15 protein-coding genes are annotated in these 15,332 nt (G+C 67.2%); 11 read left to right on the top strand and 4 right to left on the bottom strand.

Annotated elements, in window-relative coordinates; all coding sequences use genetic code 11:
- Nucleotides 1–2 precede the first annotated feature (2 nt).
- Both DSM104443_RS12700 and DSM104443_RS12695 read left to right on the top strand, forming a co-directional pair.
- On the top strand, nucleotides 3–1,223 hold the full coding sequence (locus DSM104443_RS12700) for a 4-hydroxybenzoate 3-monooxygenase (protein WP_171092766.1): 1,221 nt from the start codon (nucleotides 3–5) through the stop codon (nucleotides 1,221–1,223).
- Nucleotides 1,220–2,473 (top strand): porin, encoded by a 1,254-nt coding sequence (locus DSM104443_RS12695; protein ID WP_171092765.1) that lies wholly within the window; start codon nucleotides 1,220–1,222, stop codon nucleotides 2,471–2,473. The genes DSM104443_RS12700 and DSM104443_RS12695 overlap by 4 nt, the downstream gene beginning before the upstream one ends.
- Nucleotides 2,474–2,503: 30 nt before the next feature.
- On the opposite strand, the gene DSM104443_RS12690 is transcribed toward DSM104443_RS12695, so the two are convergent.
- Genes DSM104443_RS12690 through DSM104443_RS12675 form a run of 4 tightly spaced genes read right to left on the bottom strand, consistent with a single transcriptional unit; the run spans nucleotide 2,504 to nucleotide 6,689 of the window.
- Nucleotides 2,504–3,391 carry an NAD(P)-dependent oxidoreductase gene (locus DSM104443_RS12690; protein WP_171092763.1) on the bottom strand — a complete coding sequence of 296 codons (888 nt, stop codon included), beginning with the start codon at nucleotides 3,389–3,391 and terminating at the stop codon, nucleotides 2,504–2,506.
- Nucleotides 3,388–4,641, bottom strand: a complete 1,254-nt coding sequence (locus DSM104443_RS12685; protein ID WP_171092761.1) for a gallate dioxygenase — start codon at nucleotides 4,639–4,641, stop codon at nucleotides 3,388–3,390. The genes DSM104443_RS12690 and DSM104443_RS12685 overlap by 4 nt, the downstream gene beginning before the upstream one ends.
- 21 nt (nucleotides 4,642–4,662) lie before the next feature.
- Nucleotides 4,663–5,784, bottom strand: a complete 1,122-nt coding sequence (locus tag DSM104443_RS12680; RefSeq protein ID WP_171092759.1) for a 5-methyltetrahydropteroyltriglutamate--homocysteine S-methyltransferase — start codon at nucleotides 5,782–5,784, stop codon at nucleotides 4,663–4,665.
- Nucleotides 5,781–6,689: a LysR substrate-binding domain-containing protein gene (locus DSM104443_RS12675; RefSeq protein ID WP_171092757.1), complete on the bottom strand. Its 909-nt coding sequence runs from the start codon at nucleotides 6,687–6,689 to the stop codon at nucleotides 5,781–5,783. The genes DSM104443_RS12680 and DSM104443_RS12675 overlap by 4 nt, the downstream gene beginning before the upstream one ends.
- A 176-nt stretch (nucleotides 6,690–6,865) precedes the next feature.
- On the opposite strand from DSM104443_RS12675, the gene DSM104443_RS12670 reads away from it, so the two are divergent.
- The 9 genes from DSM104443_RS12670 (at nucleotide 6,866) to rplT (ending at nucleotide 15,295) form a co-directional block, all read left to right on the top strand.
- Nucleotides 6,866–7,930 (top strand): 4-oxalomesaconate tautomerase, encoded by a 1,065-nt coding sequence (locus tag DSM104443_RS12670; protein ID WP_212756654.1) that lies wholly within the window; start codon nucleotides 6,866–6,868, stop codon nucleotides 7,928–7,930.
- Nucleotides 7,927–8,952, top strand: coding sequence for an amidohydrolase family protein (locus tag DSM104443_RS12665; protein ID WP_171092755.1), 1,026 nt, complete (start codon nucleotides 7,927–7,929; stop codon nucleotides 8,950–8,952). The genes DSM104443_RS12670 and DSM104443_RS12665 overlap by 4 nt, the downstream gene beginning before the upstream one ends.
- Before the next feature lie 2 nt (nucleotides 8,953–8,954).
- Nucleotides 8,955–9,638, top strand: a complete 684-nt coding sequence (ligK, locus tag DSM104443_RS12660) for a 4-carboxy-4-hydroxy-2-oxoadipate aldolase/oxaloacetate decarboxylase (protein ID WP_171096479.1) — start codon at nucleotides 8,955–8,957, stop codon at nucleotides 9,636–9,638.
- Nucleotides 9,613–10,557, top strand: a complete 945-nt coding sequence (locus DSM104443_RS12655) for an amidohydrolase family protein (protein ID WP_171092752.1) — start codon at nucleotides 9,613–9,615, stop codon at nucleotides 10,555–10,557. Before ligK ends, DSM104443_RS12655 begins: the two co-directional genes overlap by 26 nt.
- Before the next feature lie 22 nt (nucleotides 10,558–10,579).
- Complete coding sequence (locus tag DSM104443_RS12650; protein WP_171092751.1) at nucleotides 10,580–11,767, top strand: ABC transporter substrate-binding protein; 1,188 nt, start codon at nucleotides 10,580–10,582, stop codon at nucleotides 11,765–11,767.
- A gap of 156 nt (nucleotides 11,768–11,923) precedes the next feature.
- On the top strand, nucleotides 11,924–13,831 hold the full coding sequence (thrS, locus tag DSM104443_RS12645; protein ID WP_171092749.1) for a threonine--tRNA ligase: 1,908 nt from the start codon (nucleotides 11,924–11,926) through the stop codon (nucleotides 13,829–13,831).
- Nucleotides 13,832–14,097: 266 nt separating this feature from the next.
- The gene (gene infC, locus DSM104443_RS12640; protein ID WP_171096478.1) at nucleotides 14,098–14,616 is read left to right on the top strand and encodes a translation initiation factor IF-3; all 519 of its coding nucleotides are present in this window, start codon (nucleotides 14,098–14,100) and stop codon (nucleotides 14,614–14,616) included.
- A 110-nt stretch (nucleotides 14,617–14,726) separates the two neighbouring features.
- Nucleotides 14,727–14,924, top strand: coding sequence for a 50S ribosomal protein L35 (rpmI, locus tag DSM104443_RS12635; protein WP_171092747.1), 198 nt, complete (start codon nucleotides 14,727–14,729; stop codon nucleotides 14,922–14,924).
- 11 nt (nucleotides 14,925–14,935) lie between these two features.
- The gene (rplT, locus tag DSM104443_RS12630) at nucleotides 14,936–15,295 is read left to right on the top strand and encodes a 50S ribosomal protein L20 (RefSeq protein ID WP_171092745.1); all 360 of its coding nucleotides are present in this window, start codon (nucleotides 14,936–14,938) and stop codon (nucleotides 15,293–15,295) included.
- The last annotated feature ends 37 nt before the right edge of the window (nucleotides 15,296–15,332 follow it).

Below are 15,332 nucleotides of genomic sequence, written 5' to 3'. Positions count from 1 at the left end.
CCGTGACGACGACGCGCACGCAGGTGGCGATCGTCGGCGCGGGCCCGGCGGGCCTGCTGCTGTCGGTGCTGCTGCAGCGCGAAGGCATCGACTCGGTCGTGATCGAGACCCGCACGCGAGACGAGATCGAGGCCACGGTGCGCGCCGGCGTGCTCGAGCAGAACACCGTGGACCTGTTGAAGGAGGCCGGCCTCGGGGACCGCCTCGTGCGCGAGGGCGCGGTGCACCACGGCATCCACCTGCGCTTCGACCGCCGCACGCGCCGCATCGATCTCTCCGCGCTCACCGGCGGGCGCTCGATCACGCTCTATGCGCAGCATGAGGTGATCAAGGACCTGGTCGCCGCTCGCGTCCGCTCGGGCCAGCCGATCGCGTTCGGGGTGCGCGACGTGCACCTGCGCGATCTCGAGACGGAGGCTCCGACGGTGCGATACCGCGCCGCGGAGGGCAACGAGGCCACGATCGCGTGCGACTTCGTGGCGGGTTGCGACGGCTACCACGGCGTATCCCGCACCTCGATTCCCGCGAGGAGCCGCGTCGAGCACTCGCGCGCCTATCCCTTTGGCTGGTTCGGCATCCTGGTCGAGGCACCGCTCGCTTCCGAGGAGCTGATCTACGCGCGCCACGACCGCGGCTTCGCGCTCGTCTCCACGCGCTCGCCTTCGCTGCAGCGCCTGTACTTCCAGTGCGAGCCGGGCGATTCGGTCGAGGCCTGGCCCGATGCGCGCGTCTGGGACGAGCTGCACACGCGCCTCGAGACCGACGACGGCTGGACCTTCCGCGAAGGCCGCATCACGCAGAAGAACATCGTCGCGATGCGCAGCTTCGTGTGCGAGACGATGCGCCACGGGCGGCTCTTCCTCGCCGGCGACGCGGCGCACATCGTGCCGCCCACCGGTGCCAAGGGACTCAACCTCGCGGTCGCCGACGTGCGCCTGCTCTCGGCCGCCATCGCCGCGCACTACGCCACCGGCGACGACGCGGGCCTGGATCGCTACGCCGCGGAGGCGCTCGCGCGCGTCTGGCGCTGCGAGCACTTCTCCTGGTGGATGACTTCGATGCTCCACCGCTTTCCGGGCGAGGACTCCTTCCATCGCCACCTGCAGCTTTCGCAACTGGACTATTTGACGCGTTCGAAGGCGGCCGCGACCGCGCTCGCCGAAAACTACGTGGGATTGCCCTGGGATTGGACGAACGACAACTCGAGAGGAGGATTGCAATGAAAACGACAATGACAAAGATCCGCTATGCCGTGCTCGTGACTTTGGGACTGGTTGCGAGCGGCGCGGTGCAAGCGCAAGGCGTCACGCTCTACGGCCTGGTGTTCCAGTTCGCGGAGAACACGAGGACGTCGGGTGCCACCAGCCCGGCGCCGCCTGCGGGTGAGCGGCCTTCGATGCGCAATGCGTACACCGGCGTCAACGATCCGCAGCGCAACCGCATCAGCGCGGGCACGTCGAACCTGGGCGTGCGGGGCTCGGAGGACATCGGAGCGGGACAGAAGGTCATCTTCCAGCTGGAGAGCGGCTTCTCCGTGGACGGCAGCCCGGGACCGGGCTGGGCGGGACGCAACTCGAACGTGGGCCTTCAGGGCGGGTGGGGCACCTTGTCGCTCGGCCAGTGGGACACGCCGTACAAGACGGTCGGGCTGCCGGTGAACCCGATCCGCGTGGGCTACCAGGCCGACTACACACCGGTAATGGGTAACCCCGGGTTCGGCGTTCCGGCCACGACCACGCAGAACACGAGAGCCGGCGCTGCTCCCGATGCGGCGTTCGACCGCCGCAACGGCAACGTCGTGCAGTACTGGAGCCCGGTGGTCGCCGGTTTCTCCGGCCGCATCCAGTACTCGGCTGATGAAGGCCGCACCGCGGCTTCGGCCACCGCACCGGGCATCGCTCCGGTGATCTGGTCCGGCAACGTCCAGTACGACTGGGGGACGCTCTCGATTCGCTACGCCTACGAGCAGCACGAGGACTACTTCGGCATGTCCGTGCTGGGCGGCGGCGCGGGGGCCACGCTCACCAACACGGGCTCCAAGGACCAGGGCAACAAGCTCGTGGGGATCTGGCGGATCGGATCGTTCAGGCTCGCCGGCATCTACGAGGAGCTCAAGTACCACAACGACGATTCCGTCGCGGGCAACGTGAACGACTACAAGCGCAAGGCCTACTACGCGCTGGGCGAGTACTACTTCGGGCAGGCGAGCTTCTGGGTGGCGTACGGCAAGGCCGAAGATGGTTCCTGCAGCCGAGTGGGCGGTGCGTCCTGCACGACCGCGGACCTCGGGGCGGATTACTACTCCGCGGGCCTGGTCTACAACTTCTCGAAGCGCACGCAGGTGATCGCGACCTACTACAAGGTGGACAACAAGAAGTCGGGCACCTACACCGTGCAGCCCCCCGTGGGCGGACCGGTCGCGGCCGGTGCCGACACCTTGTCGTTCGGCGTCGGTATCGCGCACTTCTTCTGACGCAACACGGAGTGCGGCCCCCGCCGCACTTCAGTTCCGCGCGATGCGGTCGGCGAGCTCTCGCCACGCCGCGTCGCGCGGCGCATCTTCGAAGGCTCCCGCTTCCTTCAGCGCCGCCATCCACGCCTGGCGATCGGCGATCGCGCTCGCCATGAACGGTTCGAGCCCGGCTTCGCCCACCGTCACGGCCGCTTCTCGCATCTCCTCGGCGCGGCGCCGCCCATGCGCCACCACGCGCTGGAAGAAGTAGCTGCCGTTCCTTTCCCAGTCGATGCCGGGGAAGGTCTCGGCGAGCGACGCGAGCACTTCTCTTTCGACGCCGTAGCGGCGTGCCGAGAGGAAACTCTCGATCACGAGCGCTTCCATGCCTTTCACGATGACGCTGCGGCACATCTTGATGGCCGAGGCGACGCCGAGCTTGTCGGACGCGTGCTCGACGTTGAATCCCAGGCCGGTGAGGAGCGGCGCCGCGGCCGATGCGTGCGGGCCGCCGGACAGCATCGGCACGCGGATACCGTGCGGTGGGATCGAGGTCATGACGGCCATCTCGACATAGCGACCCCCGGCGCCGTCGATCAGCGCCGCGCATTCGCACTTGGTCTTCGGCGAGGCGGAGTTGAGGTCCACGTAGAACGCGCCGGGGCGCAGGCCCGGGGCGGCGGCGCGCGCGGCAGCCAAGGTCTGGTCGGCGGTGACGGCACAGACGACGAGATCGACGCCGTCCACCGCTTCCGTCGCGGGCGCGATCGGCTCCACGCCGTCCTCCCGCGCGCGTTGAATCATGGCGTCACGCCGAGCGGCATCCTCGAGCTGGAGGTCGTACGTGCGAAGTGCCGCGAGACCCTGGGGCTGCAGAGCCTGTCCCAGCGTGCGCCCCACCTCGCCATAGCCGATGAGGGCGACGCGCGCGGAGGTCATTTGGCGGAGACCGAGTACAGCACCTTGGTGTTGCGCGTCTTCTGGAATTCCTCGAGCGTCTGGCCGCGCATCGCGGCGTAGATATGCAGGTTCGAGACGCCGACCACCGCGCCCAGCTTCTCCAGCATGAAGAAGATGACGCCGTAGTGGATCATGCCGCGCCAGTCGCGCTGGCGGATGAGATCGCGCTCCGTCTCGGCGAGCCCCGCAGCTTCGAAGGCGGCTTCCGGATCCGCGAGGAAACGCGCGCGATGCTCCGGTTCCACCATGCGGTGGAGGAAGTCGTTGATGCGATAGGCCTTGATGCTGCGCGCGAAGTCGAAGGGATACGTGCCCGCCAGCTTCTCGACGCCGGCCAGCTGGTGCCCCGCTGCCGCTCGCGCGCGCTCGTTCGCGGCGGGATCCACCACGGCATCGACGTCCTCGTAGATGGCGGTGGCGATGCCGGCCATGGAAGGCAGGTAGTACGTGCGGTGCAGGCAGCGCACCGTCTTGCTCATCGCGCCGCGCATCACGAGCCACATGATCACTTCCGATCCTTCGAGGCCGCCGCGCGTCGCGTATTCCGCGTGCGTCATGCCCGCGAGCTGCTCCGGATCGCTTTCGAGCAGGTCCAGGAATTCCGCATCCCAGGCCGTGTTGTTGAAGCCGGCGCGCTCGCCATGCACCTGGTGCGACAGGCCGCCGGTGGCGACGATCGCCACGCCGAGATCCTGCGGGAAGCTCTCGATCGCCCGGCGCAACGCCTGCCCGAGGCGGAAGCAGCGGCGCGCCGTGGGGATCGGGAACTGCAGCACGCCGACCTGCAGCGGCACGATCGCCGCGGGCCACGCCGGCTCGTGCGGCAGCATCATCGACAGCGGCGAGAAGACGCCGTGGTCGAGCGCGCGGTGCTGGAAGAACGAGAGGTCGAATTCCTCGGCCATCAGCGACGAGCCGATGTGCGCGGCCAGCACGGGATGTCCGGCCGCGGCGGGGAGGGCACGTGCGCCACCACCCTCGTCAGCGACGGGCCACGATTCCCCGATGCCGAGCGCGAACGCCGAGTAGTGGTCGAAGAAGAACGACGTCACGTGGTCGTTGTAGACCAGGAACAGCACGTCGGGCTTCTTCGCCGCGAGCCAGGCCTGGATCGGGCCGTAGGCTTCGAAGATCGGCGCCCAGACGGGATCGTCCTGCTTCTTCTTGTCGTACGCGAAGCCGATCGTCGGCGTGTGCGAGCTGGCGATGGCGCCGAGGATTCTGGCCATGGAAGTCTTCCGGTCGGAGCTCTAGACGCTGCCCCAGATGTCGCGGGCGGTCTGCACCACGAGCTCGAGCTTCTTCGTCTGCGATTCGACCGCGATGTCGTTGCCGTGCACCGTGCTGGAGAACCCGCACTGGGGCGAGAGACATAGTTGCTCGAGCGGCACGAGCTTCGCGGCCGCATCGACGCGGCGCTTCAAGTCGTCCTTGCTCTCGAGCTGTCCCACCTTCGTGCTCACGAGGCCGAGCACGACGGTCTTGCCCTTCGGCACGTGGCGGAGCGGTGCGAAGTCGCCCGAGCGGGCGTCGTCGTACTCGAGGAAGTAGCCGTCCACCGCGAGCTCGTTGAAGAGCACCTGCGCGACCGGCTCGTAGCCGCCCTCGGCCGCCCACGCGCTCTTGAAGTTGCCGCGGCAGAGGTGCACGCACACCGTCATGCTCGCGGGCCGCTCGGAGATGGCGGCGTTGATGAGGCGTGCGTAGCGGCGCGGGAGCTCGTCGGGATCGTCGCCGCGAGACCTTGCGCCCTCCCGCATCTTCGCGTCGCACAGGTAGGCGAGGTTGGTGTCGTCCAGCTGCAGGTACGTGCAGCCGGCCGCGGCGAGGTCGGCGATCTCCGCCTGGTAGGCCTTCGCGACATCGGCGTAGAACGCCTCGAGGTCCGGATAGGCCTCCTTGCTGATCGCGCCGCGGCCGCCGCGGAAATGCAGCATGGTCGGCGACGGAATGGTGACCTTGGGCGTGCGCTTCGTCGCGCCCTTCAGGAATTCGAAGTCGGCACGCTGGATCGGCACGTCGTGGCTCACCTTGCCGGCCACTTTCATGACCGGCGGGGCGAAGTCCACGTTGCCCGTCGCGCTGTGGAAGCTCACGTTGATGCCGCCCTGCGTCGTGACGCCGGAGAGCTTGGTGAGGAAGTCGGTGTGGAAGAACGTCCGGCGGAACTCACCGTCCGTGATGCCCGTCAGCCCCAGGTTCTCCTGGAAGCGCACGACGTCGCGGATCGCGTCGTCCTCGACGGCGCGCAGCCCCGCGGCCGGGAGCGTTCCGGCCTTGTGCTGGTCGCGGGCATCGAGCAGCTTCTTGGGCCGCAGGAAGCTGCCCACGTGATCGGCACGGAACGGCGGGCGGCGGGTTTGTGTATTCATCGGGTTCTCCTCGGAGAGCTGTTGCGCGTGGCGAGAGCGTCGATCAGCGCGACCGTCGACTGGAGCAGCGGCGTCGACGGGCGCTGGGCAGACGTCGCGACTGCCAATGCGCTCTTCAGGTGGGGTTGGACGATGGTCCGGGCGTGCAGGCGTGCCGCCATGGACGCGCCTTGTACCGCGCGGGGCGAGAGAACGGCATAGCCGTGGCCTTCGGCGACGAGATCGAGGATCGCGGGAACGGCGTCGATCTCCATCGCGATCTGCGGCTGGAGGCCGAGGCTCGCGAGGCGCGTCTCGACCAGGCGTCGGATCGCGTGCGGGCGGCTCGGGATCAGTAGCGGAAAGCCGGGGAGGTCCTGCAGGCGCACGGTGCGCGGCTCGGCGGGCTTGCGGCGCGCGCCCACGAGGCACAGGGCCTCTTCGTAGAGCGTGCGCACGTCGAAAGCCGCGGTGGGCGAGGGGTTGTACACGAGGCCGATGTCGATGCGGCCGTCGCCCAGCATGTCCAGGATGGTGGAGGAGAGGCCCTCGACGATCGACAGCGTGGCCTGCGGGTGCGAATGGCGGAACTCTCGCACGATCGGCAGCGTGAGGTGGCGCGCCAGCGTCGGCGGCAGGCCCACGACAACTTTGCCGACATGGGCGCCGCGCGATTCGTCGATGTCGTGCCGAGCCCGCTCGATCTGCTGGAGGATGCCGCGGGCATGCAGGAGCATCCGCTTGCCGGCCTCCGTGGGCACCGCGCCCCGGCCGTTGCGAAGCAGCAGGTTCTGGCGCAGCTCCACTTCGAGGCCGCGCACCTGGCGGCTGATCGCGGGCTGGGCGACCCCCATCACGCGCGCGGCGCGGCTGAAGCCGCCCAGGTCCACCACGCGGACGAAGTATTCGAGCTGTTTCAGGTCCATGGAATCTCCATCGCTATGGTATCTCCGGCGGGTTCGGTGAGCCATGCCGAAAAGGCATATCTGATAGTGCTCCAAGTGGATTCTATGAGGGGGCGGGCAAAGGCAAACTTCGGCATCGGCCGCTCGGGAGCGGCCAGGAGGAGGGCTCCATTCAAACCGCAATTCCCTGCCTCTTCATGCGGGGCGGCACCTCACGGGGCCCGTTCTTCTCGGCGAGCGACCTGCCGGCCGACGTTGCGGCGCGTGACGCGGTGCTGCTCGCCGTCATGGGCTCGCCGGACAAGCGCCAGATCGACGGCCTGGGAGGAGCGCATCCGCTCACGAGCAAGGTCGGCATCGTCTCGCCCGGCAGCAAGCCCGGCGTGGACCTCGACTTCCTCTTCGCCCAGCTCCAGCCGGAGCTGGATACCGTCGACACCACGCCCAACTGCGGCAACATGCTGGCCGCCGTGGTGCCGTTCGCGCTCGAAACCGGCCTCGTGAAGGCGCAGGGCGAGACCAGCACGTTCCGCGTCCTCACGCGCAACACCGACATGCAGTGCGACATCCGCGTGCAGACCCACGGCGGACGTGTCGAGTACGAAGGCGATGCGCGCATCGATGGCGTGCCCGGCAGTGCCGCGCCGGTCTCGATCAACTTCCTCGACACCGCTGGGTCGGTCTGCGAAGGCCTGCTGCCCACCGGCCGGGTGCGCGACGTGATCGACGGCATCGAGGTCACGTGCATCGACAACGGCATGCCGCTCGTGATGCTGCGCGCGGGATCGGTCGGCCGCACCGGCTACGAAGACGTGGCGCGGCTCAACGCCGACACGGAGCTCAAGGGCCGTCTCGAGCGCCTGCGCGTCGCGTGCGGCCACGCCATGGGCCTGGGCGACGTCACGCCGAAGAACTATCCCAAGATGACGCTCATCGCCGCGCCGCGCTCGGGCGGCAGCCTTTGCACGCGCAGCTTCATTCCCCACGTATGCCATGACGCCATCGGTGTCCTCGCGGCGGTCACCGTGGCGACCGCGTGCGTGCTGGAAGGCTCGGTCTGCGACGGCGTGGCCGTGATGCCGTCCGGCCTGGTGAAGAAAGTGTCGGTCGAGCATCCGACCGGCGAATTCAGCGTCGAGCTCGAGGTGGATCCCGCCAACCCGCAATCGGTCACGCGGGCCGCGTTGCTGCGCACGGCGCGCCTCATCATGCGCGGCGATGTCATGATCCCGGCATCCACGTGGAAGGGAAGGGCTGCATGATCATCGATTGCCACGGCCACTACACCACGGCGCCCCCGGCGCTCGAAGCGTGGCGGAACCGCCAGGTCGCGGCCCTCGGCAACCCCGCCGCGACGCCGAAAGCCTCGGAGCTCAAGATCGGCGACGACGAGCTGCGCGAGAGCATCGCCTCGAACCAGCTGAAGAAGATGAAGGAACGGGGCATCGACCTCACGATCTTCTCGCCGCGCGCGAGCTTCATGGCGCACCACATCGGGGATTTCGAGACCAGCTCTGCGTGGGCGGCCATCTGCAACGAGCTGTGCCACCGCGTGGCCGGCCTGTTTCCCGATGAGTTCATCGGCGCGGCGATGCTGCCGCAATCGCCGGGCGTCGATCCGGCGACCTGGATCCCCGAGCTGGAGCGGTGCGTGAAGGAGTACGGCTTCGTCGGGGTGAACCTCAATCCGGATCCTTCGGGCGGGCACTGGACGTCGCCGCCGCTGACCGACCGTCATTGGTATCCGATCTACGAGAAGCTGGTCGAATACGACATTCCCGCGATGGTCCACGTGAGCACGAGCTGCAACGCCTGCTTCCACGCGACCGGCGCGCATTACCTCAACGCCGACACCACGGCCTTCATGCAATGCCTGTCGGGCGATCTCTTCAGGGACTTCCCCACGCTGCGGCTTGTCATCCCCCACGGGGGTGGGGCCGTGCCATATCACTGGGGCCGGTTCCGCGGGCTGGCCGAGATGCTGAAGAAGCCGCTGCTGCGCGACCACCTGCTGCACAACATCTTCTTCGACACGTGTGTCTACCACCAGCCCGGCATCGATTTGCTCACGAAGGTGATCCCGGTGGAGAACGTCCTCTTCGCTTCGGAGATGATCGGTGCCGTGCGCGGCATCGACCCGGAGACGGGCTTCGCGTACGACGACACCAAGCGCTACATCGAGGCCGCGGCGCTCACGCCACAGCAGCGCAAGCAGATCTACGAGGGCAACGTGCGCCGCGTCTATCCGCGGCTGGACGCGGCGCTCCGCCGGAGAGGGCATTGAGCATGAACAACCTGGGCATCGTTCGCCGCGCGATCGCGCGCGCCGATCGCGCCGCGGTGGAGCGCCTCGCGGGTTTCGGGGTGGCCACCGTGCACGAGGCGATGGGCCGCGCGGGGCTCATGAAGACGTACATGCGCCCTGTGTACGCAGGCGCCCGGTTGTGCGGCCCGGCCGTGACCGTGCTGCTGCAGCCCGGCGACAACTGGATGCTGCACGTGGCCGCGGAGCAGCTCCGCGAGGGCGACATCGTCGTCGCCGCCTGCACGACCGACAACGAGGACGGCCATTTCGGCGAGCTGCTGGCGACGAGCTTCCGTGCGAGGGGCGCTCGCGGCCTGGTCATCGACGCCGGCGTCCGCGACGTGAAGGACCTCGCGGCGATGCCGTTCCCGGTGTTCTCGCGCGCGATCAGCGCGAAGGGCACGGTGAAGGCGACGCTGGGATCGGTGAACGTGCCCGTGATCTGCGCCGGCGCCGCGGTGAATCCCGGCGATGTCGTCGTGGCCGATGACGATGGCGTGGTGGTGGTGCCCTCGGCCCTCGCGGCCCAGGTGGCGGATGCCGCGGCGGCGCGCGAAGCGAACGAGGGCGACAAGCGCAAGCGCCTCGCCGCCGGCGAGCTCGGGCTCGACATGTACAAGATGCGGGAGGCGCTGGCGAATGCTGGCCTCAAGTACATCGATTGATCGCGCCTTCGAGGTGACGCCGGGATGGCTCCCGTTCCATCCCGCGCCTTCGCGGCCGCGCTTCGCGTTGCCTCGCGGCGCCGTGGATGCGCATTGCCACGTGTTCGGCCCGGGTGCGGCGTTTCCCTACGCTCCGGAGCGGAAGTACACGCCGTGCGACGCGTCGAAGGACGACCTCTTCGCCTTGCGAGACCGCCTCGGTTTCGAGCGCAACGTGATCGTGCAGGCCACCTGCCACGGAGCCGACAACCGCGCGCTCGCCGATGCGCTTCGTCATTCGGGCGGAAAGGCTCGCGGGGTCGCGACCGTGCGGCCCGGCGTGACGGACTCTGAGTTGCGCGAGCTGCATGCGGCCGGGGTTCGTGGCGTGCGCTTCAACTTCGTCCGGAGACTCGCGGATTCCACGCCGGCCGCCGCACTGCTGGAGATCGCGCGGCGCGTGGAGCCGCTCGGCTGGCACGTCGTCGTGTACCTCGAGTCAGCGGACCTTCCCACGCATCGGGATTTCCTCGCCGCGTTGCCGACGATCGTGGTCCTGGACCACATGGCGTGCCCGGACGTGACGCAGCCGGTGGACGGACCCGCATTCGAGTCGTTCGTGGCGATGCTGCGCGAGCATCGCAACATCTGGTCGAAGGTAAGCTGCCCGGAACGCCTCAGCGTCTCCGGCCCGCCCGCGCGCGGCGGTGAACGCCACGCCTATCGCGACGTCATCCCGTTCGCGCGCAGGATCGTCGAGACCTTTCCCGACCGCGTGCTGTGGGGCACCGACTGGCCGCACCCGAACCTGAAGGACCCCATGCCCGACGACGGCTTGCTGGTGGATATCATTCCGCACATCGCGGCAACGGCCGAGCTGCAGAGGAAGATGCTCGTGGCGAACCCGATGCGCCTGTACTGGCCCGAAGAACAACGATGAAGCACCCGACCCGGAGGAAACCATGAAGACATCCCTCGCTCTCTCGCGCCGCACCTGGCTCTCGCGCCTCGCCGCGACGGTCCTGCTGGGCGCGCTGCCGCTCGCCGTGCACGCCGCCGATCCGCTGAAGATTGGCTTGATCCTGCCGCTCACGGGGCCGTTCGCCTCCACCGGAAAGCAGATCGAGGCCGCCGTGCGCCTCTACATCGCGAAGAACGGCGACACGGTGGCCGGCCGCAAGGTCGAGCTCATCGTTCGCGACGACACGGGCCTGGCACCGGAGACGACCAAGCGCATCGCACAGGAGATGGTCGTCCAGGACAAGGTGACGGTGCTCGCGGGCTTCGGCCTTACGCCGCTGGCGCTCGCTGCTGCGCCCGTGGCGACCGAGGCGAAGGTGCCGATGATCGTGATGGCCGCGGCCACCGCGATGATCCCGACCCGCTCGCCCTTCATCGTCCGCACCGGTTTCACGCTGCCCCAGGTCACCGGGCCGATCGCCGAGTGGGCCGCGAAGAACAAGATCAAGCGCGTGGTCACGATGGTCACGGACTACGGCCCGGGGCTGGACGCGGAGAAGGCCTTCCACGCGGTCTTCAAGGCGAACGGCGGCGAGATCGTCGAGGCGATCCGCACCCCGCTGCGCAACCCCGACTACGCGCCGTTCCTGATGCGCGCGCGCGACGCCAAGCCCGAGGCGCTCTTCGTGTTCGTGCCCTCGGGCGAGGGGCTCTCCGTGATGAAGCAGTTCGACGACCGCGGCCTCAAGAAGTCCGGCATCCGGATGATCGGCACGGGCGATGTCACCGACGACGACCTGCTGGAGAGCATGGGCGCCCCGGCGGTGGGCGTGGTCACCTCGTTCCACTACTCGGCCGCGCACGAGTCGCCCGAGAACAAGGCGTATGTCGAGGGGATGATGAAGGCCAACAACGGCATGCGGCCCAACTTCCATTCGGTGGGCGGCTACGACGGCATGCACGTCATCTACGAGGCGGTGAAGAAGGCGGGCCCCGGTGCCACGGGCGAGCAGCTCGTCGAGGCGATGAAGGGCCTGAAGTGGGTAAGCCCGCGCGGCCCGATGTCGATCGACCCCGCGACGCGCCAGGCGGTGCAGAACGTCTACCTGCGCGAAGTGAAGATGGTGGGCGGCAAGCCCTGGAACGTCGAGTTCGACAAGTTCGAGAACGTGAAGGACCCGGGCAACTGAGGTAAAATGACCTCTCAGAACGGGCTGAAAGGGCCGACATGGTTATGAGACCGCCGACTACGCTGCAAAGGAAAACCCGGTAGGACGGGCGCGGACCCTTTTCGTCTACGAAAAAGCGCGGCTCGACCGCGCTTTTTTCTTTTAAGGAATGCAAACATGGTTGCCATCACGCTCCCGGACGGTTCGGTCCGGCAATTCGACAATCCGGTTTCGGTGGCCGAGGTCGCTTCTTCCATCGGCCCGGGCCTCGCCAAGGCGGCGCTCGGCGGCAAGGTCGACGGCACGCTCGTCGACACGTCGTTTCGCATCGACCACGACGCGAAGCTCGCCATCGTCACGGACAAGGACGCCGATGGCCTGGACCTCATCCGCCACTCGACGGCGCACCTGCTCGCCTACGCGGTGAAGGAGCTCTTTCCCGACGCGCAGGTGACGATCGGCCCCGTGATCGAGAACGGCTTCTACTACGACTTCGCGTACAAGCGGCCCTTCACGCCCGAGGACCTGGCGGCCATCGAGAAGCGCATGGGCGAGATCGCGAAGAAGGACATCCCGGTCTCGCGCGAGGAGTGGAAGCGCGACGACGCCGTCGAGTTCTTCAAGGGCATCGGCGAGAAGTACAAGGCCGAGATCATCGCGTCCATCCCGTCGGAGCAGGGCATCAGCCTCTACCGCGAGGGCGATTTCATCGACCTCTGCCGCGGGCCGCACGTGCCTTCGACGGGCAAGCTCAAGGTCTTCAAGCTGATGAAGGTCGCCGGCGCGTACTGGCGCGGCGACCATCGCAACGAGATGCTCCAGCGCATCTACGGCACGGCGTGGGCCAAGAAGGAAGACCAGGAGGCCTACCTGCACATGCTCGAGGAGGCGGAGAAGCGCGACCATCGCCGCCTCGGCACGCAGCTGGACCTCTTCCACCTGCAGGATGAGGCCCCGGGCATGGTGTTCTGGCACCCGAAGGGCTGGGCGGTCTGGCAGCAGGTGGAGCAGTACATGCGCCGGGTCTACCAGGACAACGGGTACCAGGAGATCCGCTGCCCGCAGATCCTCTCGCGCTCGCTGTGGGAGAAGAGCGGCCACTGGGAGAACTACAAGGACAACATGTTCACGACGGAGTCGGAGAAGCACGACTTCGCCGTGAAGCCGATGAACTGCCCGGGCCACGTGCAGGTGTTCAACAAGGGCGTGCGCTCGTACCGCGAGCTGCCGCTGCGCTATGGCGAGTTCGGCGCGTGCCACCGCAACGAGCCTTCGGGCGCGCTGCACGGGATCATGCGCGTGCGCGGCTTCACGCAGGACGACGGCCACATCTTCTGCACGGAGGAGCAGATCCTCCCGGAATGCCTCGCCTACACGTCATTGCTGCAGAAGGTCTACAAGGACTTCGGCTTCGAGAACATCATCTACAAGATCGCCACGCGGCCCGAGAAGCGCGTGGGCTCCGACGCGTCCTGGGACAAGGCCGAGGCGGCGCTGATGGAATCACTGCGCCAGTCCGGCTGCGAATTCGAGGTGACGCCGGGCGAGGGCGCGTTCTACGGTCCGAAGATCGAGTACTCGTTGAAGGACGCGATCGGCCGCGTGTGGCAGCTGGGCACGATGCAAGTGGACTTCAATATGCCGGGCGCCTTCGGGGCCGAGTACGTGGCCGAGGACAACACGCGCAAGGTGCCGGTGATGCTGCACCGCGCGATCGTGGGCTCCTTCGAGCGCTTCATCGGCATCCTGCTGGAGCACTACGGCGGGGCGCTGCCGGTGTGGCTGGCACCGGTCCAAGTGGTCGCGATGAACGTCACGGACCGCACGGAAGCGTTCGTGAGGGAGGTCGAGGCTGTCCTTCGCCTGAATGGCATCCGCGTCCAGGTGGACCTGCGCAACGAGAAGATCAACTACAAGATCCGCGAGCACAGCGTCCAGAAGGTGCCGTACCAGCTCGTCCTGGGCGACAAGGAAAAGGAGGCCGGCACGGTCTCCGCGCGCAACCGGGCGGGGGAGAACCTGGCGCCCGTTCCGATCGCGGAGTTCGTCGAGCGGATCAAGGCGGAAGTGGCGGCCCGGCAGTAGCGGCGCGGGGCTCGCGGGCCCCTCGCTGCCCTGTTTGCCCGCAGGTCAAATAACGTATAAAATTCGGGAACATAGCGTTCAAACAGCTCACGCGTTCGTGCCTCGGCACAGGACGCCAAGCAGCGGGAACCGGAGGGTCTCGGCAAGGGCCGTAGTTGGAGCCCGGCTCGAGGCCCTTAATTTCTGGTTCTCCGTGGCGCCGCACACTTCTCGAAGTAACTTCAGAAATGTCCGGCACGTGATTGATTAACTGAGGATTTTTACCCATAGCTCAAGACAAATCGGTACGCATCAACGGGGAGATCAACGCGCCCGAGATTCGTCTGGTCGGCATCGACAACGAACCCCTCGGCATCGTCACCCTGGCTGAAGCGATGAAGCTCGCGGAAGAGAAGGAGATCGATCTCGTCGAGATCGCCCCCACCGCCAAGCCCCCCGTTTGCCGTTTGATGGACTACGGCAAGTTCAAGTACCGGGAGAGCAAGAAGGCGCACGAGGCGAAGCTGAAGCAGAAGCAGATCCAGGTGAAGGAAGTGAAATTCCGCCCTGGCACCGACGACGGCGACTACAAGATCAAGGTCCGCAACCTGACCCGCTTCCTCACCGAGGGAGACAAGACCAAGGTCACGTTGCGCTTCCGCGGACGCGAGATGGCGCACCAGGAGCTGGGCATGGCCCTTCTCAAGCGCGTCGAAGCCGATTTGAAGGAATTTGGCGTCGTGGAGCAGTGGCCGCGACTCGAAGGCCGCCAGATGATCATGATCATCGGGCCGAAGAAAAAGTAGCTTGCAGGGCCCCGCCCGTGGCGGGGGTTGAACAAGGTGTCTTCAGGTTCGAAAGCGCGGAAGGGTTCCGCCACCTGCTGCACCAACGTAGCGAAAAGGAGGGCAATTCCATGCCCAAGATGAAGACCAAGAGTGGCGCCGCCAAGCGCTTCCGGGTCCGCGGCAGCGGCTCGGTGAAGCGCACGCTGGCCGGCAAACGCCACATCCTCACCAAGCGAACCACCAAGTCGAAGCGCCAGCTTCGCGGCACGGCCGGGGTCCACGCGACCAATGCCGCTTCCGTGAAAGCCATGCTTCCTTACGGTTGAGGAGATAAGCCATGCCTCGCGTCAAACGTGGCGTCACCGCCAAAGCCAAGCACAAGAAAGTATTAGCCGCCGCGAAGGGGTTCCGCGGCCGCCGTGGCAACGTCTTCAAGATCGCCAAGCAGGCGGTGATGAAGGCGGGCCAGTACGCCTACCGGGACCGCCGCAACAAGAAGCGCGACTTCCGCGCGCTGTGGATCACGCGCATCAACGCCGCGTGCCGTATCGAAGGCCTCTCCTACAGCCGCTTCATGGCGGGCATGAAGAAGGGCGCCATCGAGATCGATCGCAAGGTCCTCGCGGACCTCGCGGTGATGGACAAGGCGGCGTTTGCGAAGATCGTCGAACAGGCCAAAGCTAGCCTCGGCGCCTAGTCAGACGACAAAAAACGAAAGGGGCTCAGCGATGAGC

The sequence above is a fragment of the Usitatibacter rugosus genome (assembly GCF_013003965.1).
Taxonomy (GTDB): Bacteria; Pseudomonadota; Gammaproteobacteria; order Burkholderiales; family Usitatibacteraceae; genus Usitatibacter; species Usitatibacter rugosus.
The sequence above is the reverse complement of the archived record's forward strand: the minus strand, read 5'-3'. Positions and strand labels throughout refer to the sequence as shown.